Annotated in this window: 21 protein-coding genes; 15 read left to right on the forward strand and 6 right to left on the reverse strand. The window is 71.1% G+C overall.

Features of this window, described 5'->3' with window-relative positions:
- The first annotated feature begins 131 nt into the window (after nucleotides 1-131).
- The 3 genes from IF29_RS0102385 to IF29_RS0102395 are packed head-to-tail and all read left to right on the forward strand — an operon-like array spanning nucleotide 132 to nucleotide 3333.
- Complete coding sequence (locus tag IF29_RS0102385) at nucleotides 132-1244, forward strand: substrate-binding domain-containing protein (protein WP_030248790.1); 1113 nt, start codon at nucleotides 132-134, stop codon at nucleotides 1242-1244.
- Nucleotides 1241-2062, forward strand: a complete 822-nt coding sequence (locus IF29_RS0102390) for an ATP-binding cassette domain-containing protein (RefSeq protein WP_051724790.1) — start codon at nucleotides 1241-1243, stop codon at nucleotides 2060-2062. The genes IF29_RS0102385 and IF29_RS0102390 overlap by 4 nt, the downstream gene beginning before the upstream one ends.
- Nucleotides 2059-3333 carry a sugar ABC transporter permease gene (locus IF29_RS0102395; protein WP_051724791.1) on the forward strand — a complete coding sequence of 425 codons (1275 nt, stop codon included), beginning with the start codon at nucleotides 2059-2061 and terminating at the stop codon, nucleotides 3331-3333. Before IF29_RS0102390 ends, IF29_RS0102395 begins: the two co-directional genes overlap by 4 nt.
- 168 nt (nucleotides 3334-3501) lie before the next feature.
- Here IF29_RS0102395 and IF29_RS0102400 read toward each other — a convergent pair whose 3' ends face one another.
- The gene (locus IF29_RS0102400; protein ID WP_030248795.1) at nucleotides 3502-4662 is read right to left on the reverse strand and encodes a winged helix DNA-binding domain-containing protein; all 1161 of its coding nucleotides are present in this window, start codon (nucleotides 4660-4662) and stop codon (nucleotides 3502-3504) included.
- Between the two features lie 147 nt (nucleotides 4663-4809).
- On the opposite strand from IF29_RS0102400, the gene IF29_RS0102405 reads away from it, so the two are divergent.
- Nucleotides 4810-5238, forward strand: coding sequence for a type II toxin-antitoxin system Rv0910 family toxin (locus IF29_RS0102405; protein WP_030248796.1), 429 nt, complete (start codon nucleotides 4810-4812; stop codon nucleotides 5236-5238).
- Nucleotides 5239-5244: 6 nt separating this feature from the next.
- Here the strand turns inward: IF29_RS0102405 and IF29_RS0102410 are convergent, their stop codons facing one another.
- Entirely contained in the window at nucleotides 5245-6144 is a 900-nt protein-coding gene (locus tag IF29_RS0102410; RefSeq protein ID WP_051724792.1) for a PP2C family protein-serine/threonine phosphatase, read from the reverse strand.
- Between the two features lie 3 nt (nucleotides 6145-6147).
- Complete coding sequence (locus tag IF29_RS0102415; protein WP_030248799.1) at nucleotides 6148-6561, reverse strand: SsgA family sporulation/cell division regulator; 414 nt, start codon at nucleotides 6559-6561, stop codon at nucleotides 6148-6150.
- A gap of 163 nt (nucleotides 6562-6724) precedes the next feature.
- Between IF29_RS0102415 and IF29_RS43135 the strand changes: the two genes are divergently transcribed.
- A complete protein-coding gene (locus IF29_RS43135; protein ID WP_051724793.1) occupies nucleotides 6725-8194 on the forward strand; it encodes a sigma factor in 1470 nt (489 codons plus the stop codon).
- Nucleotides 8195-8839: 645 nt separating this feature from the next.
- Here IF29_RS43135 and IF29_RS0102430 read toward each other — a convergent pair.
- Nucleotides 8840-10021: a helix-turn-helix domain-containing protein gene (locus tag IF29_RS0102430; RefSeq protein ID WP_030248804.1), complete on the reverse strand. Its 1182-nt coding sequence runs from the start codon at nucleotides 10019-10021 to the stop codon at nucleotides 8840-8842.
- A 63-nt stretch (nucleotides 10022-10084) separates the two neighbouring features.
- Nucleotides 10085-10726, reverse strand: a complete 642-nt coding sequence (locus IF29_RS0102435; RefSeq protein WP_030248805.1) for an HAD family hydrolase — start codon at nucleotides 10724-10726, stop codon at nucleotides 10085-10087.
- Nucleotides 10727-10855: 129 nt separating this feature from the next.
- On the opposite strand from IF29_RS0102435, the gene IF29_RS0102440 reads away from it, so the two are divergent.
- Complete coding sequence (locus tag IF29_RS0102440; protein ID WP_030248807.1) at nucleotides 10856-11629, forward strand: SDR family NAD(P)-dependent oxidoreductase; 774 nt, start codon at nucleotides 10856-10858, stop codon at nucleotides 11627-11629.
- 11 nt (nucleotides 11630-11640) lie between these two features.
- The gene (locus IF29_RS0102445; RefSeq protein ID WP_232241991.1) at nucleotides 11641-12180 is read left to right on the forward strand and encodes a GntR family transcriptional regulator; all 540 of its coding nucleotides are present in this window, start codon (nucleotides 11641-11643) and stop codon (nucleotides 12178-12180) included.
- A gap of 124 nt (nucleotides 12181-12304) precedes the next feature.
- On the opposite strand, the gene bldD is transcribed toward IF29_RS0102445, so the two are convergent.
- Nucleotides 12305-12808, reverse strand: coding sequence for a transcriptional regulator BldD (gene bldD / locus IF29_RS0102450; protein ID WP_030248810.1), 504 nt, complete (start codon nucleotides 12806-12808; stop codon nucleotides 12305-12307).
- A gap of 320 nt (nucleotides 12809-13128) precedes the next feature.
- Between bldD and pyrR the strand changes: the two genes are divergently transcribed.
- The 8 genes from pyrR (at nucleotide 13129) to IF29_RS0102490 (ending at nucleotide 23169) form a co-directional block, all read left to right on the forward strand.
- Nucleotides 13129-13767: a bifunctional pyr operon transcriptional regulator/uracil phosphoribosyltransferase PyrR gene (pyrR, locus tag IF29_RS0102455; protein ID WP_051724794.1), complete on the forward strand. Its 639-nt coding sequence runs from the start codon at nucleotides 13129-13131 to the stop codon at nucleotides 13765-13767.
- A complete protein-coding gene (locus tag IF29_RS0102460; RefSeq protein WP_030248814.1) occupies nucleotides 13764-14756 on the forward strand; it encodes an aspartate carbamoyltransferase catalytic subunit in 993 nt (330 codons plus the stop codon). The genes pyrR and IF29_RS0102460 overlap by 4 nt, the downstream gene beginning before the upstream one ends.
- The gene (locus IF29_RS0102465; protein WP_030248815.1) at nucleotides 14753-16039 is read left to right on the forward strand and encodes a dihydroorotase; all 1287 of its coding nucleotides are present in this window, start codon (nucleotides 14753-14755) and stop codon (nucleotides 16037-16039) included. The genes IF29_RS0102460 and IF29_RS0102465 overlap by 4 nt, the downstream gene beginning before the upstream one ends.
- Complete coding sequence (locus tag IF29_RS0102470; protein ID WP_063757410.1) at nucleotides 16036-16659, forward strand: PH-like domain-containing protein; 624 nt, start codon at nucleotides 16036-16038, stop codon at nucleotides 16657-16659. The genes IF29_RS0102465 and IF29_RS0102470 overlap by 4 nt, the downstream gene beginning before the upstream one ends.
- Complete coding sequence (gene carA, locus IF29_RS0102475) at nucleotides 16656-17792, forward strand: glutamine-hydrolyzing carbamoyl-phosphate synthase small subunit (RefSeq protein ID WP_380523680.1); 1137 nt, start codon at nucleotides 16656-16658, stop codon at nucleotides 17790-17792. The genes IF29_RS0102470 and carA overlap by 4 nt, the downstream gene beginning before the upstream one ends.
- Entirely contained in the window at nucleotides 17785-21090 is a 3306-nt protein-coding gene (gene carB / locus IF29_RS0102480) for a carbamoyl-phosphate synthase large subunit (RefSeq protein WP_030248820.1), read from the forward strand. The genes carA and carB overlap by 8 nt, the downstream gene beginning before the upstream one ends.
- Before the next feature lie 122 nt (nucleotides 21091-21212).
- Nucleotides 21213-22313 (forward strand): quinone-dependent dihydroorotate dehydrogenase, encoded by a 1101-nt coding sequence (locus IF29_RS0102485; protein ID WP_030248821.1) that lies wholly within the window; start codon nucleotides 21213-21215, stop codon nucleotides 22311-22313.
- Nucleotides 22314-22317: 4 nt separating this feature from the next.
- Nucleotides 22318-23169: a dihydroorotate dehydrogenase electron transfer subunit gene (locus IF29_RS0102490; protein ID WP_030248823.1), complete on the forward strand. Its 852-nt coding sequence runs from the start codon at nucleotides 22318-22320 to the stop codon at nucleotides 23167-23169.
- Nucleotides 23170-23171: the final 2 nt, after the last annotated feature.

A 23171-nucleotide genomic window follows, 5' to 3' on the forward strand; every position in this document is an offset into this window, starting at 1 on the left:
CGCCCGGGAGTATCGCAGGAGTGATTCCGTTCCCCTGCCTGGCCTATTCCGACGGGCCCGATCCGGTCACTGGCTGTCGTATGGAGTGAGCGCTGCGTCAGCGTCCCTGTACGAAAGGCGTCCAACCTCCCATGAGCCAGATCTCACGCACCCTTCTTGTCTCGGCCGCTGCCATGTCCCTGGCGCTGACCGCCGCCGCCTGCGGAAAGGCCGGCAGCTCCTCGTCGAGCTCCTCCGCCTCCGGCTCCGTGGCGGCGAGCTCCCTCTCCGGCAAGGTGGGGCTGCTGCTCCCGGAGAACCAGACCACCCGGTACGAGAAGTTCGACAAGCCCTTCTTCGAAGCCAAGATGAAGGAGCTGGCGCCGAGCGTGACCGTGGACTACGCGAACGCGGCCGGCAGCGCCGCCACCCAGGCCCAGCAGGTCACCACCATGATCAACGCGGGGGTCAAGGTCCTGGTGGTGGACCCGGTCGACGCGGCCGCCATCAAGGCGTCGGTGGTCGCCGCCAGCACCAAGGGGATCAAGGTGGTCAGCTACGACCGCCTCTCCCAGGGGCCGGCCGACGCCTACGTCTCCTTCGACAACATCAAGGTCGGCCAGCTGCAGGGGCAGGGGCTGCTCAACGTCCTCGGCTCCAAGGCCACCCCGACCGCCAAGGTCGTCGAGATCGACGGCGACTCGGCCGACCCCAACGCCGCCGACTTCAAGTCCGGCTTCCAGGGCGTCGTCAAGGGCAAGGTCGACCTCGCCTACGACGCCTCCGGGCTGTGGAAGGCCGACGTCGCGGCGCAGAAGGCCGCAGCCGCGATCAACCAGCTGGGCGCCGGCAACATCGCCGCCTTCTACTCGGCCAACGACGGCATGGCCGCCGGTATCGCCACCTCGATGAAGAACGCGGGTATCTCCAACCTGCCGCTCACCGGCCAGGACGCCCAGCTCGACGCCATCCAGCGGATCATGGTGGGCACCCAGAGCTTCACCATCTACAAGGCGTACCAGCCGGAGGCCGACGCCGCGGCGCAGCTCGCGGTGGACCTGATGTCCGGCAACAGCATCAGCAGCCTGGCCACCACCACCAAGACCAACGGCTCCGGCAACAAGGTGCCCTCCGACCTGCTGACGCCGGTGCTGGTCAAGGCCGACAACGTCAAGGACACCGTGGTCAAGGACGGCCTCTACACGGTCGCCCAGATCTGCACCTCCGCCTACGCGGCCGGCTGCAAGGCCAACGGACTCTCATGAGCAGCCCGTTCGCGACCGCCGGCACCGGCGCCGGTGCCGGCGCGGGTGAACCGGTCCTCGCCCTGCGCGGCATCTCCAAACGGTTCGGCGCCGTCCAGGCGCTGACCGACGTCGAGCTGGAGGTGCGCCCGGGCGAGGTGCTGGCCCTGGTCGGTGACAACGGCGCGGGCAAGTCCACCCTGGTCAAGACCATCGCCGGCGTGCACCCGATCGACGACGGCGTCATCGAGTGGGAGGGCAGGCCGGTCTCCATCAACCGGCCGCAGGACGCCCAGCACCTCGGCGTGGCCACGGTCTACCAGGACCTCGCCCTGTGCGACAACCTCGACGTGGTCGGCAACCTCTACCTGGGCCGCGAGCTGAAACTGCGCGGGCTGCTGGACGAGGTCGCGATGGAGAAGAAGGCGCAGGAGCTGCTGTCCACGCTGGCGATCCGGATCCCCAGCGTGCGGATCCCGGTCGCCAGCCTCTCCGGCGGCCAGCGCCAGGTGGTGGCCATCGCCCGTTCGCTGATCGGCGAGCCGAAGGTGGTGATCCTGGACGAACCGACCGCCGCCCTCGGCGTCGAGCAGACCGCCCAGGTGCTCGACCTGGTCGAGCGGCTGCGCGAGCGCGGTCTCGCGGTGATCCTGATCAGCCACAACATGGCCGACGTCCGCGCGGTCGCGGACCGGGTCGCCGTGCTGCGGCTGGGCAAGAACAACGGCACCTTCCCGGTGCAGCAGACCACCCAGGAGACCATCATCGCCGCGATCACCGGGGCCACCGACAACGCGGTGACCCGGCGTCAGGCGCGTACGGCGGAGGGCGACAGATGAGCGAGATCGACCCCAACGTCACCCCGCCGCCGGCGGTCCCGCCCCCCGTCGACCCCAGGCTGCTGGTGCGCGAGGAGGGGCTCAAGGGCTATCTGACCGAGTTCCAGCGCAAGATCCGCGGCGGCGACCTCGGCTCGCTGCCGGTGATCGTCGGGCTGGTGATCATCTGGATCGTCTTCAGCGTCCAGGACAGCAACTACCTGACCTCGGCCAACTTCGAGTACATCGCCTACTACATGGTGGGCATCGGGCTGCTGTCCATCGGCCTGGTGTTCGTGCTGCTGCTGGGCGAGATCGACCTGTCGGTCGGCTCGGTCAGCGGTCTGGCCGCCGCGGTGTTCGCGGTGCTCTCGGTGAGCCACGGCCTCAACCCCTGGTTCGCCATGGTGATCACGCTGCTCACCGGCGCGGCCATCGGCGCGCTGCACGGCTTCGTGTTCGCCAAGATCGGCGTCCCGGCCTTCGTGGTCACCCTGGCCGGGTTCATGGGCTGGCAGGGCTTCATGCTCTGGCTGCTGGGCTCGACCGGCACCATCAACCTGCCGACCGACAGCGGGCCGATGCGCTACCTGTCCGGCAACTCGTTCTTCATGGGCGGTGACATCGCCGGCGGCTACATCCTCGCCGGGCTGGGTGTCGCCGCGTACGTGTTCAGCGCGTTCGGGCTGCAGCGGCGGCGCCGGCAGGCCGGGGTGCCGTACCGGCCCACCACCGAGCTGGCGCTGCGGACGGTGATCCTGGCCATCGGGTCCTTCGGCACCGCGATGATCCTGAACGACCAGAAGGGCGTGCCCAATGCGCTGGTGCTGTTCTCGGTCGCGCTGATCGTCACCAACTTCGTGCTGCGCCGTACCACCTACGGCCGGAAGGTGTTCGCGGTCGGTGGCAACATCGAGGCCAGCCGTCGCGCCGGTATCAGCGTGGCGATGGTCCGGATCACGGTGTTCTCCATCTCCGGTTTCTTCGCCGCGCTGGGCGGGCTGACCATCGCCGGGCAGATCTCCTCGGCGAACCAGGCCGGCTCCGACCCGAACAACCTGATGCTGGCCATCGCGGCCGCGGTCATCGGCGGCACCAGCCTCTTCGGTGGACGCGGCATGGTCTGGTCGGCGCTGCTCGGCATGCTGGTGATCGAGTCGATCAACGCCGGGCTCTACATGCTCGGCCTGGCCAACTCGATCCAGTACATGATCACCGGCGCGGTGCTGCTGGCCGCGGTCATCATCGACTCGCTCTCCCGCCGCACCCAGAAGTCGGCGGGACGCGCCTAGCGTTCCCGGCTGCGGCGTTGTGCATGGCGTGTCGCGCACGCTGTTGAAAAAGCACAGCCCCGTGCCCCTCACCAGTTGCAACTGAGCCAGTTGCAGACCCCTGGGGGCGCGGGGCTGTGCTGTTTCAACAGCGTGCGCGCACAGCCACCTACGGCCCGCAGCCGAAGTTCAGGTCCCGGCGAGAGCACGTTCCAGCGGGGTGCGGAACCGCGGTGTGATCCGCTGCCCGCCGATGAACTCCGCCATCCGCCCGGCCTCGGCCGCGACCGCGGCCTCGGCCTCCTCGCCCACATCGTCCAGCAGCCGCCAGACCAGTTCCCCGTCCGGCCGCTGGGCCCAGCCGCCGACGATCCGGCCGTCCCACCAGACCGTCGGCCCGATGTTGCCGGTCCGGTCGAACAACTCGGCGGTGTGCTCGGGCGGGAGGTACCAGTCCCGCTGCGCCCAGCCCATCCCGGTGGGGTCCAGCGCCGGCAGCAGCGCGGCGTACGGCGCGCCGGCAGCCGTCGGGCCGGTGTCCCCGGGCAGGACGTAGCCGGGCTCCTGCCCCTCCAGCGCCACCTCCTCGGCGCCCACCGCGACCAGCGCCTTGCGGACGTCGCCCAGGTTCCAGCCGGTCCACCACTTCAGGTCGGCCACCGTCCCCGGCCCGTACGATGCCAGCCAGCGCCGCGCCAGTTCGGCCCGCGCCTCGGCGGGCGGCAGCTGTGGGAACGGCTCGCCCGGCAGCCAGCGGAACTGGCTGGAGATCCAGCTCCCGCGCGGACGGTCGCGCCGCAGCCGGTTCTCGGCCGCCATGGTCCGCAGGATCCGGCTGGCGACGGCCTGGGTGGCCTCGTAGGGCTTGCCGACCGCGACCGTCACCTGCTCCCGCAGTGCCGGCACCCGGGTGCCCAGCTCGGCGCCGGTCAGCGGCCCGCTCGCGGCCAGCTCGGCGAGGACCGCCCGCTCCGCCGCCGCCAGCCACTTCTCGTCCCAGCCGCCGCCCTCCTTCAGGAAGGCGAGCAGCTTGGTGCGTTCCCTGGCGGCGATCGCCCGCGCCGTGGACGAGTCGACCACCGGCGCGAGGTCCCGCCCCACCACGAACATGGTGCGGCGCATGCACAGCAGCCGCGTCAGCGTCAGGTCCTGGTACAGCGCCTGCTCCAGCAGTGCCGGGGTGGCGGAGCCCATCCGCGCGGCGACGGCCAGGAACACCGTCGCAGGATCGGTGGCATGCAGCCCCACCATCGCGTCGGCCGCCTCCTCGGGGGTGGCGGCCCGGGTCGCGGGGGAGAGGAGATGACGGGTCGCCAGCCGGGCCCTGCGCTCTTCGGTCGAGATCTGCACGTCCGTACGCTACCCGTGCGGGCCCCGGAAACCGCTCAACCCCAGCTGCGTCACATTTATTGATGGTTCGTCAGATTCTGGTTAGCCTCGCGGAAACCGGTGTCCGAACGGCCGCCCCACGCGTGGCCGCGCCGGAGAGGAGCTGTCATGCCCGAGGTTTCCGTCAGCGCTTCCCTGCCCGCCCCCGCGGACAAGGTGTGGGCCGTGATCACCGATTTCGACCGCTTCGGCGAGTGGAACACCATCCACACCGCGTTCCCCAACGGCGCCCCGGCCGAGCTCGCCGTCGGCGCCCAGTACGCCGAGAAGATGACCCTGATGGGGATGCCGACCGAGGCCGCCTGGACCGTGGCGGAGGTCGAACCCGGCAAGTCCTGGGTGCTGGAGGGCAAGGCCCCGATGGGGATCACCCTGCGCCAGCACTACCAGTTGAGCAGCGAGGGCGAGGGCACCCTGCTGACGGTGCAGAGCGAGTTCAAGGGCGCGGCGGTGAACATGATGGCCAACCGGGTCAAGGACGCCACCACGGCCGCCCTCACCGAGTCGCTGCGCAAGCTCACCGCGCTGGTCGCCTAGGGCGGTTCAGGCCGGGGTGCCGCGCCCGTCCGTCCGCTCCGCCGAGGGTGGGCGGTGGACCGCGAGCATGGCGATGTCGTCCCGGGCCGGCCCGCCGCTGTGGCGGAGCACCTCGCGGCAGAGGGTGTCCAGCAGCGGGCCCGGGCTGCCGGGGCGCGCCGTGGCGAGGGCCGTGAGTGGCTCGTAGAACTCGCCCTCGGGCGAGCGGGCCTCGGTCACCCCGTCGGTGAGCAGCAGCAGGGTGGCGCCCCGGGGCAGCCGGACCAGGTCCGCCGGGGTGTCCGCGGTGCCCAGGGTGGTGGCCAGGCCCAGCGGCGGCCGGCGGCGGCCCGGTTCGAGGGTCCAGGTCCGGCGGCCGGTCAGCAGCAGCGGCGGGATGTGGCCGCAGTTGACCAGGCGCAGCACCGACAGGTCGGTGCTGATCTCGACGACCAGGGCGGTGGCGAAGTCCTCGTCGGCGTCGGCGCGGAAGCGCAGGCTGGCGGCGCGCTCCATGGTGCGGTCCAGCCGGGCGGCGACCTCCTCGACGGTGGCGGCGTGCTGGGCGGCCCGGCGGAAGGCGCTCAGCAGGATCGCGGCGACCCCGCCGGCCCCCGGCCCCTTGCCGCGGACGTCGCCGATGAGCAGGCGGATCCCGTGCGGGGTCTGCTGCACCGCGTAGAAGTCGCCGCCGATGCCGGTGTCCGGGTCCGCCGCCAGGTAGCGGGCCGCGACCGAGAGCGGTCCGACCTCGGCGGTCACGGCGGCGTTGCTGTTGCTGGCGGGGTGCGGCGCCAGCGCCGCCTGCTGGGCGGCGGCCGAGTCCTCGCCAAGCAGGGCGAGGCGGCGCAGCGGCCGCTGCAGCAGCCGGTCGGCGAACAGGGCGGTCGGGCGTGCGGGTCTGCTGAGGCGTGGGCCGGTCGTCATCGGTCAGACCCCTCCGACCAGTGCGACGAGCAGGCTGGCGAGGTCGGCCCGGGGGTCCTCGGCCCCCTCGGGGACGGCCGCGTAGCTGCGGGCCAGGAACGCCCGCACCTCGGCGCTGCGCAGCCGGAGCATCGCCGCGCCCTCGGGGCCGTGCAGCTCGACCATGGTCCGGTGCGGACCGCAGGGCCAGACATGGACGTCGCCGGCGCCGGCGGGGGCGAGCATCCCCTCGCCGAGCAGGTCCCTGGCGAAGGTCCAGGTCTGTTCGGTACCGTCCAGGCTGATCTCGGCGGGGAAGGTCAGCCGTACGGCGAAGGGGTCCTCGGGACGGTAGCCGAGGCGGGCGACGAAGTCGCAGCTCAGGCCGGCGGTGACGATCAGGCGGGCGTGGACGGTCTGCTCGACGGCGGTGACCATGGGGGCGGCTCCTCGCTGCGGTGCGGCGTGTACAGGAGAAGGACTCGATCGACCCCGCCGCGATTACGCGGAAACCGGGGAATCTGCTGTGACCTGCGCCATAGGCAAATCGTCGCTTTGCCCTTTTAGTCGTATCTGTCGCATGTACCGATGAAAGGCTTCCGTGAGCACCACCGGTGAGACCGCCATGCCCGGCCCCGGCGAAGAGACGGCCATCGAGGCGTACACCCGCACCTACCAGGAGCACCACTCCCGGCTGGTCGCCTACGCCCGCACACTCACCGGCGACGCCTGGCTGGCCGAGGACCTGACCGCGGAGGCCCACTTCCGCGTCTGGCGACGGATCTCGGCGGGTCACCAGGTGGACCACATCCCCGGCTACCTGGCCGCGACCATCCGCAACCTCGCCGTCGACCTCGGCCACGCGCCCAAGGAACTCCCGCAGGGCGACCAGCTGGAACGGCTGCACCCGGCGGAGCCGGCCACGACGCCCGTCCCCCAGGAGGGCGCCTACGCCGTCATGCTCGCGGGGGCGCTGAAGCAGCTTCCGCACCGCTGGGTCCGTGCGCTGTGGCTGACCGAGGTCGAGGACTGGAGCCTCGAAGCGGTCGGCGACGACCTGGGCACCAACCGCAACGCCACGGCGGTGCTGCTGCACCGCGCCCGCGAGGGGCTGCGCCAGGCCTTCCTGCGCGCGCAGCCGGGCGCACCGGACGAGGCGAGCTGCGCCGAGCACTGGGAGCGGATCCCGGCCCATGTCCGCGGCACCAGCTCGGCCCGCCAGGACCGCGCGCTGCGCGCCCACGCCGAGGGCTGCGCCGACTGCCGCGCCCGAATAGCCCTGCTGGAACGCGCCAACCACCGCCTGCCCGCACTGGTCGGCCCGGCACTCCTGCTGGCCTTCGCCGGCGGCGGCGCCGCACGCTACCTGATCCCGACCGCCGGCGCCCGAGCAGCAGCGCGGGCCCACGGGGCGGGGCATGGCGCCGTCCGGGTCAGCGGCCACGCCGCCGCCAAATCCGGCCCGGCCTCCGGCTCGGTAGGAGCGGGCACCCTCGCCGTAGCGGGCGGCCTCGTCCTCGCCGCCGCAGGCGCGGTAGCAGCCTTCACCCTCACCGGCTCGCACTCCTCCCCACAACCGGCCGCACTGGCCGCCACCCAGCAGAGCACCACCGCGCCCGCATCCCCCACTCCCGCGAGCACCCCTGCATCGCCTTCGGCGTCCACCTCTACGACCCCCGCAACCACCACCGCCCCGAAGCAGGCAGCAGTCACCAGCCCGATCCCGAACACCGCCGCCGGCAGCCCCAGCGCAGCAGCAACCACCCAGACGCCCGAAGCGACCACAACGACCCCGGCCGCCCAACCATCGCCGTCATCCACACCCCCTCTGGCGACCCCGACCTCGACACCCCCCTCCCCGACGACGGCATCCCCCACCCCGTCCACCCCGTCCACCGCTCCGACCAGCCCGTCCGACTCCCCATCACCCACCGTGGCCACCCCCACGCCCACCCCCAGCACAACGGCAGCATCACCCTCCACCCCCGCCACGCCCCCCACCTCCACGCCCCCCACCACCGACCCGACCTGCTGGACCCTCAGCGGCCTCTCGCTGTGCTGGAACCGGTAAGTTCGCCCCCTCAGACCGTCCAGGTACGCGTCCGCTCTGTCACAGGTTTGGCCAGGCCGACATGCTCGGGGTGGCGTACCACCGTGTGTCCCGCACCGGCATCGCTGTGGATCTCTGCGACTACTACGCCCCTCCGCAGCCACTCACCGCAGTAGCTGCAGTAACCCGGGGCTGTATTCGGTTCGCTCGGCTCACTCATGAGGCCCCCGCTGCGGTGGTCCGCCCGCTGGTTCAGGTCGGCGACGCGCCCGAACTCCTCAGGGGTCAGCCGACCGGCCCGGGCGATGCTCATCAGTCGGCTCCGCTCGGATTCTTCGGTCGGGCTGAGGGGCTGCGGCTCAGCTGTCTCAATGGGTTCGGGCATGGTGCTGGCTCCTGGTAGAGAGTGCTCCGGGCAAGCGACGACGGACCAGGCCAGCACACCGTCGTCGGTGCCGCGGGTTCTTACGTGCCCGTTCCGTATCAGCGGCAGCGTGGTTGTACCGCACGTGATGCATGCCTCGCCGTGTAGGCGGACGATGCTGACCAGGTCGACAGGTAGTTGCATTGCAGCTGCGGGCACGTTCACGCCTTCCCTCGCGGGTTCGGACGTGACCATGCTCCCGACCTGCAAGGGCGCCTAGGAGTACAGCGTGTACTCCTCGCTCAGGTTGCCCCGGCCCACTCGGCGAGGGCCAGTAGCGCCTCGCGCTCGGATCGCTGGGAGCGCACCAGGGACCGAAGCGTTTCACGTACTTGCGGGTGTTCGCGGACGTGTTGGGGCGCGATCCGGCGCGCTACCTGCAGCGACTCCAATGCGTCGGCACACAGGTTCTGCCACAACTGCGCCCGTGCGACGTCGATGTAGTAGTGGCTGCGCCGCTCTGCCGGAAGCTCTGCGGGTGGTTTCCACTCCATGGCGGCGGCGAGCACGGCAGGACCGTCGTTGAGTTCGACGGCGACGGCGACCTCGTGCACCCGGAAAGAGGAGGGCCCGAACGCAGTGCCGAGGTAGATCCCTTCCTGGACGCTGTCCGCGAGTTCCTTGGCGTAGGCGAGGTGAGTCCGCGCCGACGCCTCGTCGCGCATCCTGCCCGCGACCACCGCCGCCCTCATGTGCAAGGCGCCCACCGCAGCCCGGGTCGGCTGGTCGCCTGGGGACGGGGCCCGGTCGATGGCGCCCTGAAGCATCCTCAGTCCTGTGGCGAGCGCTTCCTCCTGGCGGGAGGAAAAGAACGTCTCCATACGGACGTAGGAGGCGGTGGCGTCCAGGACGGGGTCCTCGGCACGGTCGGCGGCCCAGCGCATCAGCTCCACCGTGCGCGCCGAAAGATCGCAGTAGGTGTATTTGTAGACGACCGCATCGGCCGATCGGTACACCGAGGCCAGCAGCCGTGCGGCCTCGATGCACTCGGCGCCGGTGAACTGCTGGACTGCGCGGTTCAGCTCCGTCAGCCGATCGGGCAGTACCTTCGTCAGCGAGGTGTAGCGGGAGGCGAGGCGCCACGCCTCGAGTTCGGCGGTAGAGCGACGTAACGATGCCAGGTCGCGGACCGGTCCGTCGGGCGGCAGGTCGTACGCGTCCACGGCCGCGCGCAGGGCGGGGATGGCGGCGTGGATTCGGCTGTCGCTGCGGCGGCCTTCGCGGAGCCGACTCGGGTCGAGGTCGAGGGCTTCCGCGATCGATTCCAGCACGGACTCCGAGGGTTCCCGTCTGCCCTGTTCGATCGACTTGATGGCGTCGAGGGAGACGCAGGCCAGCCCGGCGAGTTCGGCCTGTTGCAGGCGCCGGGATTTGCGCGCGGCGGCGATGCGGGATCCGAGGGTATTGGCATCGCGGGGCGGCATGTTGGACTCCGTTCCTGACGCGTCATTGGAAACGGTACCGCGCAGTCAAAAAACGGATGGGTTCTATGCCTCTGTGAACAGCCCTGGCAGCTCCAGGATGCTGTTCGCCTGCCAGTTCGCCTGAGCCGCAGCCGCACTGCCCGCCCACAGATGACCCCACGGACCGCGGCGCAGATGCACCGTGCGAAGACCAGCGGTCCGGGCCGGCACCGTGTCGTTCGCCGGGTGGTCGCCCACGTAGACGATCTCCGCAGCCGGGAACCCGGACCAGGTGCAGATCCGGGCGAAGAACTCCGGCGCGGGCTTGGCGAATCCCCATTCACCGGACGTCGCCAACCCGTCCACGGGTAGGTCCAGGGCTCGCAGGAGTTCTGCGGCACGGGCTGTCTGGTTGCCTGCCACGCCCACCCAGTACCCGGCTGCCCGCAAGGCGGAGAGGCCGTCGCGGACGTCGGGGTACAGGTCGGCCTCACCCAGACGCTCGCCGTGGCCGGCTGCCTCGCGGGCGGCGTACTCGCTGGTGAGGTCCAGGCCGGGGCGCAGAAGGCGGAGGGCGTCGGCATTGTCGCGGCCCTGCCCGACCACGGCGCCGACCAGGGCAGCCACGGTGTAGTGGGGGACATCCAGCCAGTCGGCCCAGTCCGCCCAGAACCGCTGGTCGGAGGTGAGCGTCTCGCCGACGTCGAACACCACAGCTCGGATCATGCGGGGGAGCCTAGCGGGCGCGTGGTGGCTGCGGGACATGAGTTGGATGCGGCACCCGCAGCCCCTGCCCGCGCTCGACGCGTCCGCGTAGCCAGGGTTGGCGGAAGGCTCAGGGGTATGGTTCGCATCATGCCTACAGCACTCATCACCGGCGCGACGGCCGGAATCGGGGCGGCGTTTGCGCGGCGTCTGGCGAAGGACGGGCTGGATCTGGTTCTGGTTGCTCGGGACGGGGGTCGGTTGGACGAGAGCGCGGACGTGCTGGGCAAGCAGTACGGCGTCGGGGTGGAGACCCTTGTCGCCGATCTGGCGACCGACGAGGGCATCGCCGTCGTCGAGGCCAGGCTGGGCGATGCCGGGAAGCCGGTGGACCTGTTGGTGAACAATGCCGGGTTCGGGCTCAAGGACCCGTTCCTGGTGGTGCCGCTGGCCGACGAGCTGGCGATGGTGAAGCTGCACATCGAGGCGGTGCTGCGGCTCACCACGGCCGCGCTGCCCGGGATGCGCGAGCGGGGGCGCGGCTACGTGATCAATGTCGCCTCCGTCGCGGCCTTCGTGCCGCGTGGCACCTACGGGGCCAGCAAGGCTTGGGTGGTCCAGTTCAGCCAGTCCGTCTCCCGCGACCTGACCGGTAGCGGGGTGCGGGTGCTCGCGCTCTGCCCCGGGTTCACCCACACCGAGTTCCACCAGCGGGCCCAGGTCGACATGAAGGACGTCGGCGGGTGGATGTGGCTGGACGCCGACCGGGTGGTGGACGACGCGATGCGCGACCTGGCTCGCGGACGGACCGTCAGCATCCCCTCCGGCCGCTACAAGGCGCTGGTCGCCGCCGCCCGCAAGGCGCCGCTGGAGGCGCTGGCCGGACTGTCCTCCCGGGCCGGCCGCCGCCTCGACCGGCGCTGAGGGCCCCGGCCGTGCCCGCGGAGCGCCGCAGCCTGCGCGACCAGGTCAACCAGGCGCTGCGGGCCGCCCTGGCGGCGGGCGAGCTGGTGCCCGGAGCCGTCTACTCGGCGCCGGTGCTCGCGGCGCGGTTCGGCGTGTCGGCGACGCCGGTCCGTGAGGCGATGCTCGACCTGGCCAAGGAGGGCCTGGTGCGGGCGGTTCCCAACAAGGGCTTCCGGGTCGTCGAGGTCACCGAGCGGGACCTGGCCGAACTGCTGGAGATCCGTGCCCTGTTGGAGGCCCCCAGCGCGGTCCAGGTGGCCCGCAGCGCGAGCCGGGCCCAGTTGGAGTCGCTGCTCGGACCGGCCCGTACCGGGGGCGACCGCGGCTTCCACGAGGCCCTGCTGACGCTGGCCGGGAACCGGCACCTGGTGGTGCTGGTCGGCGAGCTCCGGAGCCGGGGTGCGCGCTGCGGCGGGGCGGCGGCCGGGCACGAGCAGCTGGTCGAGTTGATGCTGGCCCGGGACCTGGACGGCGTGGAGGCGCTGATGCACCGTCATCTGGTGGGTTGAGAAGGCGCATTGAGAAAGAACGTCGAGCAGGCACAGCCAAGGGCCGGCCGGCCCCCGAGGGGGACCGGCCGGCCCTTGGCTGTGCTGCTGCTGTGACGTTTCTTCAGGCTCCCCCGGGGCGCCGTCAGATCGCGTCGTCCTCCCGCACCGCGCGGCGGGCGTCCGGGTCGAGCACGCCCCAGCTGATCAGCTGGTCGACGAGCAGCGAGGCCGGCTGGTCGTAGATCACGGCCAGGGTGCGCAGGTCGTCCTGGCGGATCGACAGCACCTTGCCGTTGTAGTCGCCGCGCTGGCTCTGGATGGTCGCCGCGTAGCGCTGCAGCGGGCCGGCCTTCTCGGACGGGACCTGGGAGAGCCGCTCCAGGTCGAGCACCAGGCGCGGCGGCGGCTCGGCCGCACCGCCCGGGGTGCTGCCGGGCAGCAGTTCCTGCACCGGAACCCCGTAGAACTCGGCCAGCTCGGCCAGGCGCTGCACCGTGACGGCGCGGTCCCCGCGCTCGTACGAGCCGACGACCACGGCCTTCCAGCGGCCCTGGGACTTCTCCTCGACGCCGTGCAGTGACAAGCCCTGCTGGGTGCGGATCGCTCGCAGCTTGCCGCCAAGCTGCTTCGCGTAGTCGCTGGACAAATGGTCTCCCCGGACGAGATGTGGCGTGACGCTGTGACTGCCCTGCGACGGCTCGTCCGAGAGGCACCGGAAGGGTGCTTTGGTGGACCTCCGTCGTCCGGCCGTAACTCACTGTGAGATTACGCAGAGTGATATGGATTGGTCAAGCTGAATGGGGCAGTCGTGCGAATGCCCGGACGCCGCCCCGCCTGCGGCGTCGCCGGGGGCGCATGATCGCCCTGGTAGGGTGGACGGCGGCCACCGCCACGCCCGGTGGGGGCCGTCCCAGAGACATCCTTTAAGGCCCGTCCGGTGAGGCGGGGAAGGAGGTCGGCTTCGGCATGACCACATCTGCCCGCAGTAATGAGAACAGCAGTAGTAGCAGCACTGCCAAGAACAGCCCGGGCAACGCCCGGCAGGTCCTGGACGAGAGCGACATCGCCCGTTCGCTGACCCGTATCGCCCACGAGATCGTGGAACGCGCCAAGGGCGCGGAGGACGTCGTCCTGCTCGGCATCCCCACCCGCGGCATCCTGCTGGCCCGCCGGCTGCACGCCAGGCTGGCGCAGATCACCGGCCGGGAGATCCCGTTCGGGACCCTGGACATCACCATGTACCGGGACGACCTGCGGCTGAAGCCGGCCCGCGCGCTGGAGCACACCGAGATCCCGCCCGGCGGCCTGGACGGGAAGCTGGTCGTGCTGGTCGACGACGTGCTGTTCTCCGGTCGCACCGTCCGCGCCGCCCTGGACGCCCTCGGCGACCTGGGCCGCCCCCGCGCCGTGCAGCTCGCGGTCCTGGTCGACCGCGGCCACCGGGAACTGCCGATCCGCGCCGACTACGTCGGCAAGAACCTGCCCACCTCGCTGCGCGAGGCCGTGAAGGTGAAGCTGGTCGAGGAGGACGGCCTGGACGCCGTGCTGATCGGCGACCGCGACGACTCCACCAGCAGCAGCGACGCCAACGGGAGCGCCCGATGAAGCGACACCTCGTCTCCACCGCCGACCTCACCCTCGACGACGCGCTGCTGATCCTGGACACCGCCGAGGAGATGGCCCAGGTCTCCACCCGCGCGGTGAAGAAGCTGCCGACGCTGCGCGGCCGCACCGTGGTCAACCTCTTCTTCGAGGACTCCACCCGGACCCGCACCTCCTTCGAGGTGGCCGAGAAGCGGCTGTCCGCCGATGTGATCAACTTCTCCGCCAAGGGCTCCTCGGTCTCCAAGGGCGAGACCCTCAAGGACACCGCGCTCACCCTGCAGGCCATGGGCGCCGACGCGGTGGTCATCCGGCACGGCGCCTCCGGCGCCCCGCAGCGGCTGGCCGAGTCGGACTGGCTGCACGGCAGCGTGGTCAACGCCGGCGACGGCACCCACGAGCACCCCACCCAGGCGCTGCTGGACGCCTTCACCATGCGCCGCCACCTCAACCCGGGCCTGGGCCGGGACCTGAACGGGCGCCGGATCACCATCGTCGGCGACGTGCTGCACAGCCGGGTGGCCCGCTCCAACGTGCACCTGCTGCACACCCTGGGCGCCGAGGTGACCCTGGTCGCCCCGCCGACGCTGGTGCCCTACGGCGTCGAGAGCTGGCCCTGCGCGGTCTCCTACGACCTGGACGCGGTGCTGCCCAAGAGCGACGCGGTGATGATGCTGCGGGTTCAGCGCGAGCGGATGAACGCCGCCTTCTTCCCCACCCAGCGCGAGTACTCGCTCCGCTACGGGCTGGACGCCAAGCGCGCCGCGGCCCTGCCCGAGCACGCCATCGTGATGCACCCGGGCCCGATGGTCCGCGGCATGGAGATCGCCTCGGAGATCGCCGACTCGGCCCGCTCCACCATCGTCGAGCAGGTCACCAACGGCGTCTCCATCCGGATGGCGGTCCTCTACCTCCTGCTCGGCGGCTCCGAGCCAGCCCTGTCTCCCGCACGTCCTGCCGAGTCCCGCACCACCGAGGAGCACAGCAAGTGACCAGCTACCTGATCAAGAACGCCCGCATCCTCGGCGGGGAGCCGCAGGACCTGCGCCTGAAGGACGGTGTGATCGCGGAGATCGGCACCTACCTCGCTGACGACGGCGCCACAGTGATCGACGCCGAGGGCCTGATCGCCCTGCCCGGCCTGGTCGACCTGCACACCCATCTGCGCGAGCCCGGCCGGGAGGACGCCGAGACCGTCCTCACCGGGACCCGCGCCGCGGCCAAGGGCGGCTTCACCGCCGTCCACGCGATGGCCAACACCTTCCCGGTGGCCGACACCGCCGGCGTGGTCGAGCAGGTCTGGCGGCTGGGCAAGGAGTCCGGCTACTGCGACGTGCAGCCGGTCGGCGCGGTCACCATCGGCCTGGAGGGCAAGCAGCTCGCCGAGCTGGGCACCATGGCCGACTCCGCCGCAGCCGTCCGGGTCTTCTCCGACGACGGCAAGTGCGTGGACGACGCCGTGATCATGCGCCGGGCGCTGGAGTACGTGAAGGCCTTCGGCGGCGTCATCGCCCAGCACGCCCAGGAGCCCCGGCTGACCGAGGGCGCCCAGATGAACGAGGGCACCGTCTCCGGCGAGCTGGGCCTGCGCGGCTGGCCGGCCGTGGCCGAGGAGTCGATCATCGCCAGGGACGTGCTGCTGGCCGCGCACGTCGGCTCGCGGCTGCACGTCTGCCACGTCTCCACGGCCGGCTCGGTGGAGATCATCCGCTGGGCCAAGTCCAAGGGCTGGGACGTCACCGCCGAGGTCACTCCGCACCACCTGCTGCTGACCGACGAGCTGGTCCGCTCCTACGACCCGGTCTACAAGGTCAACCCGCCGCTGCGCACCGAGGCCGACGTGCTGGCCCTGCGCGAGGCCCTGGCCGACGGCACCATCGACGCCGTCGCCACCGACCACGCCCCGCACCCGTCCGAGGACAAGGACTGCGAGTGGGCCGCGGCCGCGATGGGCATGGTCGGCCTGGAGACCGCGCTGTCCGTGGTGCAGCAGACCATGGTGGAGACCGGCCTGATGGGCTGGGCCGACGTCGCCGACCGGATGTCCCGCCGCCCCGCCGCCATCGGCGGTCTCACCGGGCAGGGCCGTCCCGTCTCGGTGGACGAACCGGCCAACCTCGTGCTGGTCGACCCCGCGTACCGTGGAGCGGTGAACCCCGACAGCTTCGCCACCCGCAGCCGCAACACCCCGTACCGAGGCCGTGACCTGCCCGGACGCGTCGTCGCCACCTTCCTCAGGGGCCGCGCGACCGTCCTGGACGGAGAGCTCGTATGAGCCCCGCGCTGAGTCTGGCCGAAGCACCGCACTCCGCCCCGGTCACCCATGTGGGCGATCTGATCGGCTGGACGGTCGGGCTGCTGGTGGTGATCGGCCTGGTCTACTGGCTGATGCGGCAGGGCTGGAACTGGCGCAGGACGCAGCAGTCGGGCCTGCCCGCGCTGCCCGTCGCGCCGAAGGCGACCACCGAGTCGATCCTGGAGCTGGAGGGCCGCTACTTCGGCTCCACCTCGGCCGGGAACTGGCTGGACCGGGTGGTGGCCCACCGCCTGGGCGAGCGCAGCCTGGTGGAGCTGACCCTGCGACCCGACGGGCTGGACGTGGTCCGTCCCGCCTCGGTGAGCTTCTTCATTCCGATCGCGGCGCTGCGCGCGGCCCGCACCGACAAGGGCATCGCCGGGAAGGTCGTCCCCGAGGGCGGCCTGCTGGTGGTCACCTGGGAGCACGGCGGCAAGCTGCTGGACTCCGGGTTCCGGGCCGACCACCCGGCCGAGCACGACAACTGGGTCACCGCCGTCGAGGTGCTGCTCAAGGCGCACGCGAAGGTGGCCGGGCAGCAGTCCGAAGTAAAGCCGGCCGAAGCACCGCAGGCCGAAGCACAGAAGGAAGGCGCATGATGACCGCACGTACGGAGAGGAAGCCGGCCGTCTACGTCCTGGAGGACGGACGGATCTTCCGCGGCCAGGCATACGGCGCCATCGGCGAGACCTTCGGCGAGGCCGTCTTCAACACCGGTATGACGGGCTATCAGGAGACCCTGACCGACCCGTCCTACCACCGCCAGGTGGTCGCCATGACGGCCCCGCAGATCGGCAACACCGGCGTCAACGACGAGGACCCGGAGTCGTCCAGGATCTGGGTGGCCGGCTACGTGGTCCGCGACCCCGCCCGGGTGCCCTCCAACTGGCGCTCGCAGCGCTCGCTGGACGAGGAGCTGGTCAAGCAGGGCATCGTCGGGATCAGCGGCATCGACACCCGCGCGCTCACCCGCCACCTGCGCGAGCGCGGCGCCATGCGCTGCGGCATCTTCTCCGGCCCGGCCGTCGCCGACGACGCCACCCTGCTGGAGCGGGTCCGCCGGGCGCCGCAGATGGAGGGCGCCGACCTGTGCGGCGAGGTCGCCACCGACGAGACCTATGTCGTCCCCGCCATAGGAACCAAGCGCTTCACCGTGGCCGCCCTGGACCTGGGCATCAAGGGGATGACCCCGCACCGGATGGCCGAGCGCGGCATCGAGGTGCACGTGCTGCCCGCCAACGCCACCGCCGAGGACGTCTACGCGGTCGCCCCCGACGGCGTGTTCTTCTCCAACGGCCCGGGCGACCCGGCCACCGCCGACGGCCAGGTCGCGGTGCTGCGCGAGGTGCTGGGCCGGAAGACCCCGTTCTTCGGCATCTGCTTCGGCAACCAGCTGCTCGGCCGCGCCCTGGGCTTCGGCACCTACAAGCTCAAGTACGGCCACCGCGGCATCAACCAGCCGGTGCAGGACCGCACCACCGGCAAGGTCGAGGTCACCGCGCACAACCACGGCTTCGCCGTGGACGCCCCGCTGGACCGGGTCAGCGACACCCCCTACGGGCGGGTAGAGGTTTCTCATATCTGCCTCAACGACGATGTGGTCGAGGGCCTGCAGTGCCTGGACCAGCCCGCCTTCAGCGTCCAGTACCACCCGGAGGCGGCGGCCGGTCCGCACGACGCCGCCTACCTGTTCGACCGCTTCGTAGAGCTCATGGAGGGCCAGCGTGCCTAAGCGCACCGACATCCAGTCCGTCCTGGTCATCGGTTCCGGCCCGATCGTCATCGGCCAGGCGGCCGAGTTCGACTACTCCGGGACCCAGGCCTGCCGGGTACTCAAGGCCGAGGGCCTGCGGGTGATCCTGGTCAACTCCAACCCGGCCACGATCATGACCGACCCGGAGATCGCCGACGCCACCTACGTCGAGCCGATCACCCCCGAGTACGTCGAGAAGATCATCGCCAAGGAGCGCCCCGACGTCCTGCTGCCCACCCTGGGCGGCCAGACCGCGCTCAACACCGCCATCTCGCTGCACGCCGACGGCACCCTCGACAAGTACGGCGTCGAGCTCATCGGCGCCAACGTCGAGGCCATCAACAAGGGCGAGGACCGCCAGCTGTTCAAGGGCGTGGTCGAGGCGGTCAAGCAGAAGATCGGCTACGGCGAGTCCGCCCGCTCGGTCATCTGCCACTCGATGGAGGACGTCCTCGCTGGCGTCGAGACCCTCGGCGGCTACCCGGTCGTGGTCCGCCCCTCCTTCACCATGGGTGGCGCCGGCTCCGGCTTCGCCCACGACGAGGAGGACCTGCGCCGCATCGCCGGCCAGGGCCTGACCCTCTCGCCGACCACCGAGGTGCTCCTGGAGGAGTCCATCCTCGGCTGGAAGGAGTACGAGCTGGAGCTGATGCGCGACAAGAACGACAACGTCGTGGTCGTCTGCTCGATCGAGAACTTCGACCCGATGGGCGTGCACACCGGCGACTCCATCACCGTCGCCCCGGCGATGACCCTCACCGACCGCGAGTACCAGCGGCTGCGCGACATCGGCATCGCCATCATCCGCGAGGTCGGCGTCGACACCGGCGGCTGCAACATCCAGTTCGCGATCAACCCCGACGACGGCCGGGTCATCGTCATCGAGATGAACCCGCGGGTCTCCCGCTCCTCGGCGCTGGCCTCCAAGGCGACCGGCTTCCCGATCGCCAAGATCGCCGCCAAGCTCGCCGTCGGCTACACCCTGGACGAGATCCCCAACGACATCACCGAGAAGACCCCGGCCTCCTTCGAGCCGACGCTCGACTACGTCGTGGTGAAGGTGCCCCGGTTCGCCTTCGAGAAGTTCCCCTCGGCCGACGCCACCCTCACCACCACCATGAAGTCGGTGGGCGAGGCGATGGCCCTGGGCCGCAACTTCCCCGAGGCGCTGAACAAGGCGCTGCGCTCGCTGGAGAAGAAGGGCTCGCAGTTCAACTTCGTCGGCGAACCGGGGGAGAAGGACGAGCTGCTGGCGAAGTCCCGGATCCCCACCGACGGCCGGATCAACACCGTCATGGACGCCATCCGCGCCGGGGCCACCCAGCGCGAGGTGTTCGACGCCACCAGGATCGACCCCTGGTTCGTGGACCAGCTCTTCCTGATCCACGAGATCGCCGAGGAACTGGCCGAGGCCGAGCGGCTCGACCCCGAACTGCTGCGCCACGCCAAGCGGCACGGCTTCTCCGACCTGCAGATCGGCGAGATCCGCGGCCTCAGCTCGGACGTGGTCCGTGAGGTCCGGCACGCGCTGGGCATCCGCCCGGTGTTCAAGACCGTGGACACCTGCGCCGCCGAGTTCGCCGCCAAGACGCCGTACTTCTACTCCTCCTACGACGAGGAGAGCGAGGTCGCCCCGCGCACCAAGCCGGCCGTGCTGATCCTCGGCTCCGGCCCCAACCGCATCGGCCAGGGCATCGAGTTCGACTACTCCTGCGTCCACGCCTCCTTCGCCCTCAGCGACGCCGGCTACGAGACCGTGATGGTCAACTGCAACCCGGAGACCGTCTCCACCGACTACGACACCTCCGACCGGCTCTACTTCGAGCCGCTCACCCTGGAGGACGTGCTGGAGATCGTCCACGCGGAGACCCAGGCCGGGCCGGTCGCGGGCGTCATCGTGCAGCTCGGCGGGCAGACCCCGCTGGGGCTGGCGCAGGCGCTCAAGGACAACGGGGTCCCCATCGTCGGCACCCAGCCCGAGGCCATCGACTTGGCCGAGGAGCGCGGCGCCTTCGGCCGCGTCCTGCGGGACGCCGGCCTTCCGGCGCCCAAGCACGGCACCGCCTTCTCCTTCGAGGAGGCCAAGGCCATCGCCGACGAGATCGGCTACCCGGTGCTGGCCCGCCCGTCGTACGTGCTGGGCGGCCGCGGCATGGAGATCGTCTACGACGAGCCCTCGCTGGCCGACTACCTGAAGCGCCACGCCGGGCTGATCTCCGAGCACCCGGTGCTGATCGACCGTTTCCTGGACGACGCCATCGAGATCGACGTCGACGCCCTGTTCGACGGCGAGGAGCTCTACCTCGGCGGCGTGATGGAGCACATCGAGGAGGCCGGCATCCACTCCGGCGACTCCGCCTGCGCGCTGCCGCCGATCACCCTGGGCGGCTTCGACATCAAGCGGCTGCGGGCCTCGACCGAGGCCATCGCCCGGGGCGTGGGCGTGCGCGGGCTGATCAACATCCAGTTCGCCATGGCCGGGGACATCCTCTACGTGCTGGAGGCCAACCCGCGCGCCTCCCGGACCGTGCCGTTCACGTCCAAGGCGACGGCGGTGCCGCTGGCCAAGGCCGCGGCCCGGATCTCGCTCGGCGCGACCATCGCCGGTCTGCGCGACGAGGGCATGCTGCCCAAGGAGGGCGACGGCGGCACGCTGCCGATCGACTCCCCGATCGCGGTCAAGGAGGCGGTGATGCCCTGGAGCCGCTTCCGCGACATCCACGGCCGCGGCGTCGACACCGTCCTCGGCCCGGAGATGCGCTCCACCGGCGAGGTGATGGGCATCGACACCACCTTCGGCACCGCCTACGCCAAGTCGCAGGCGGGCGCGTACGGCGCGCTGCCGACCAAGGGGCGGGTCTTCGTCTCGGTCGCCAACCGCGACAAGCGCAATCTGGTCTTCCCGGCCCGGGCGCTGGTCGGCCTGGGCTTCGAGGTGCTGGCCACCTCCGGCACGGCGGAGATCCTGCGCCGCAACGGGATCGACGCGACGGTGGTGCGCAAGCACAGCGAAGGTCCTGGGGCGGACGGCGAGCGCACCATCGTGCAGCTGATCCACGACGGCGAGGTCGACCTCATCATCAACACCCCGTACGGGACCGGCAGCAGGCTCGACGGCTACGAGATCCGCACGGCCGCGGTCGCGCGGTCGGTGCCGTGCCTGACGACGGTTCAGGCGATGGGCGCGGCGGTCCAGGGCATCGACTCCCTGCTCCGCGGCGACATCACCGTCCGTTCCCTCCAGGAACACGCCGCGCAGCTGAACGCCAGTCGCTGACGCGAAACCACCTGGGGGCGCGGGGAACTGCGCGACCAGCCCTCTACGGAGGTGCATGGTTGGCAGCGCCTGCTTTTCATCGAGCAGAGCCCCGCGCCCCTGCAGAGACAAGGTCCGTATCTGTGTACCGGTTGTTCTTCAACGTCGTCTTCAAGCGGCTCGATCCCGAGAAGGCGCATCACCTGGCGTTCTTCTGGATCAGGCTCGCGTCCTCCGTGCCGGGGCTCCGCACCCTCGTGGCGAAGGTCCTCGCTCCGCAGGATCCCGCGTTGCGGACCAAGGCCCTGGGGCTGGACCTGCCCGGTCCGTTCGGGCTGGCCGCCGGGTTCGACAAGAACGCGGTGGGGATCGACGGACTGTCGATGCTCGGCTTCGACTACGTGGAGATCGGGACGGTCACCGCCCAGCCGCAGCCCGGCAACCCCGCGCCCCGGCTGTTCCGTCTGATCGACGACCGCGCGCTGGTCAACCGGATGGGGTTCAACAACGAGGGCTCCGCCGCCGTCGCGGCCCGGCTCGCGGCCCGTCCGCTCCGCTCCAAGGCGGTCGTCGGCGTCAACATCGGCAAGACCAAGGTGGTGCCGGAGGCCGAGGCCGTCGCCGACTACGTCACCAGCACCGAGCGGCTGGCCCGGCACGCCGACTACTTCGTCGTCAATGTCAGCTCGCCCAACACACCCGGGCTGCGCAACCTGCAGGCCGTGGACCAGCTCCGGCCGCTGCTCACCGCGGTACGCGAGACCCTGGACGCCAAGTCCCCGCAGGGGCACATCCCGCTCCTGGTCAAGATCGCGCCCGACCTCGCCGACGCCGACATCGACGACGTCGCCGACCTCGCGCTGGAGCTCGGTCTGGACGGCATCATCGCCACCAACACCACCATCGGCCGCGAGGGCCTGCGCACTGACCCCGCCAAGGTCGAGGCGGCCGGAGCCGGCGGCCTGTCCGGTGCGCCGCTCAAGGCGCGCTCGCTGGAGGTGCTGCGCCGGCTGTACGCCCGTACCGGGGACCGGCTGACGCTGGTGTCCGTCGGCGGGATCGAGACCGCCGACGACGCCTGGGAGCGGATCACCGCCGGAGCCACGCTGATCCAGGGCTACAGTGCCTTCATCTACGAAGGACCCTTCTGGTGCCGCAAACTGCACCGGGGCCTGGCAGCACGACTCCGCGCAAGTGGACATGCCACTCTGAGCGAAGCAGTCGGCGCGTCCAACGGAAGGTGATCGCATGGCGCACCCCCTCCAGATCCGGGCGGAGGTCCTCGGCATCACACCGGTCGGGGCCTGGCGGCAGGTGCTGCTGCACGCCCCCGGTGTCGCGTCACGGGTGCGCCCCGGACATTTCGCCGCGCTGGCGGTGGGCGGGTCGGAGTCGTCCATGCTGCTGCGGCGGGCCTTCTGGATCCACCGGGCCGACCCCGCGGCCGAGACCGTCTCGCTGGTGGTCGCCGAACGCGGCCGCGGCACCAGGGAGCTGCTGCGCACCCGGGTCGGTGCGGCGGTCGACCTGGTCGCTCCGCTGGGGACGGCCTTCCCGCAGCCGGCCGGGCCGATGACGGCGCTGTTCGTGGGCGCGGGCTACGGCAGCGCGCCGCTGTTCCCGCTGGCCGAGCAGATCGCGGCGCAGGGCGGGGGAGTCGGCTTCATCCTCGGCGCCGGTACCGCGGACCAGCTGTTCGGCGTCGACGCGGCCCGTGCGCTCACCCCCGATGTGCTGGTCACCACCAATGACGGCTCGGCCGGCATAAAGGGCCGGGTGATCCTGCCGCTGGCGGAGGCGATCAAGGCGATCGGGGCCGAGGCGGTCTACTGCTGCGGTCCCAGGGCGATGCTGCGGGCGGTCACCGAGGTGGCCACGGCCGAGGGGGCGCGCTGCTTCTGCGCCGTCGAGGAGGACATGGCCTGCGGGGTCGGGGTGTGCAACACCTGCGTGCTGCCGGTGGTCGGCGAGGACGGGGTCAGCCGCTTCGTCCGCTCCTGCGTCGACGGGCCCTGCTTCGACGGCACCCGGGTGCGCTGGGACGACATCGGTACGATCCCCGCGGACCTGGACGGCGCCGCTGCGATGGGAGTGCACTGAAG

It is taken from the genome of Streptacidiphilus jeojiense (assembly GCF_000719095.1).
Classification (GTDB): Bacteria; Actinomycetota; Actinomycetes; order Streptomycetales; family Streptomycetaceae; genus Streptacidiphilus; species Streptacidiphilus jeojiensis.

Coding starts and splice junctions, on each gene's coding strand:
- IF29_RS0102385 (WP_030248790.1), top strand. CDS start 132: ATGAGCCAGATCTCACGCACCCTTCTTGTCTCGGCCGCTGCCATGTCC.
- IF29_RS0102390 (WP_051724790.1), top strand. CDS start 1,241: ATGAGCAGCCCGTTCGCGACCGCCGGCACCGGCGCCGGTGCCGGCGCG.
- IF29_RS0102395 (WP_051724791.1), top strand. CDS start 2,059: ATGAGCGAGATCGACCCCAACGTCACCCCGCCGCCGGCGGTCCCGCCC.
- IF29_RS0102405 (WP_030248796.1), top strand. CDS start 4,810: ATGCCCGAGGTTTCCGTCAGCGCTTCCCTGCCCGCCCCCGCGGACAAG.
- IF29_RS0102410 (WP_051724792.1), bottom strand. CDS start 6,144: ATGACGACCGGCCCACGCCTCAGCAGACCCGCACGCCCGACCGCCCTG.
- IF29_RS0102415 (WP_030248799.1), bottom strand. CDS start 6,561: ATGGTCACCGCCGTCGAGCAGACCGTCCACGCCCGCCTGATCGTCACC.
- IF29_RS0102430 (WP_030248804.1), bottom strand. CDS start 10,021: ATGCCGCCCCGCGATGCCAATACCCTCGGATCCCGCATCGCCGCCGCG.
- IF29_RS0102435 (WP_030248805.1), bottom strand. CDS start 10,726: ATGATCCGAGCTGTGGTGTTCGACGTCGGCGAGACGCTCACCTCCGAC.
- IF29_RS0102440 (WP_030248807.1), top strand. CDS start 10,856: ATGCCTACAGCACTCATCACCGGCGCGACGGCCGGAATCGGGGCGGCG.
- pyrR (WP_051724794.1), top strand. CDS start 13,129: ATGACCACATCTGCCCGCAGTAATGAGAACAGCAGTAGTAGCAGCACT.
- IF29_RS0102460 (WP_030248814.1), top strand. CDS start 13,764: ATGAAGCGACACCTCGTCTCCACCGCCGACCTCACCCTCGACGACGCG.
- IF29_RS0102470 (WP_063757410.1), top strand. CDS start 16,036: ATGAGCCCCGCGCTGAGTCTGGCCGAAGCACCGCACTCCGCCCCGGTC.
- carA (WP_380523680.1), top strand. CDS start 16,656: ATGATGACCGCACGTACGGAGAGGAAGCCGGCCGTCTACGTCCTGGAG.
- IF29_RS0102490 (WP_030248823.1), top strand. CDS start 22,318: ATGGCGCACCCCCTCCAGATCCGGGCGGAGGTCCTCGGCATCACACCG.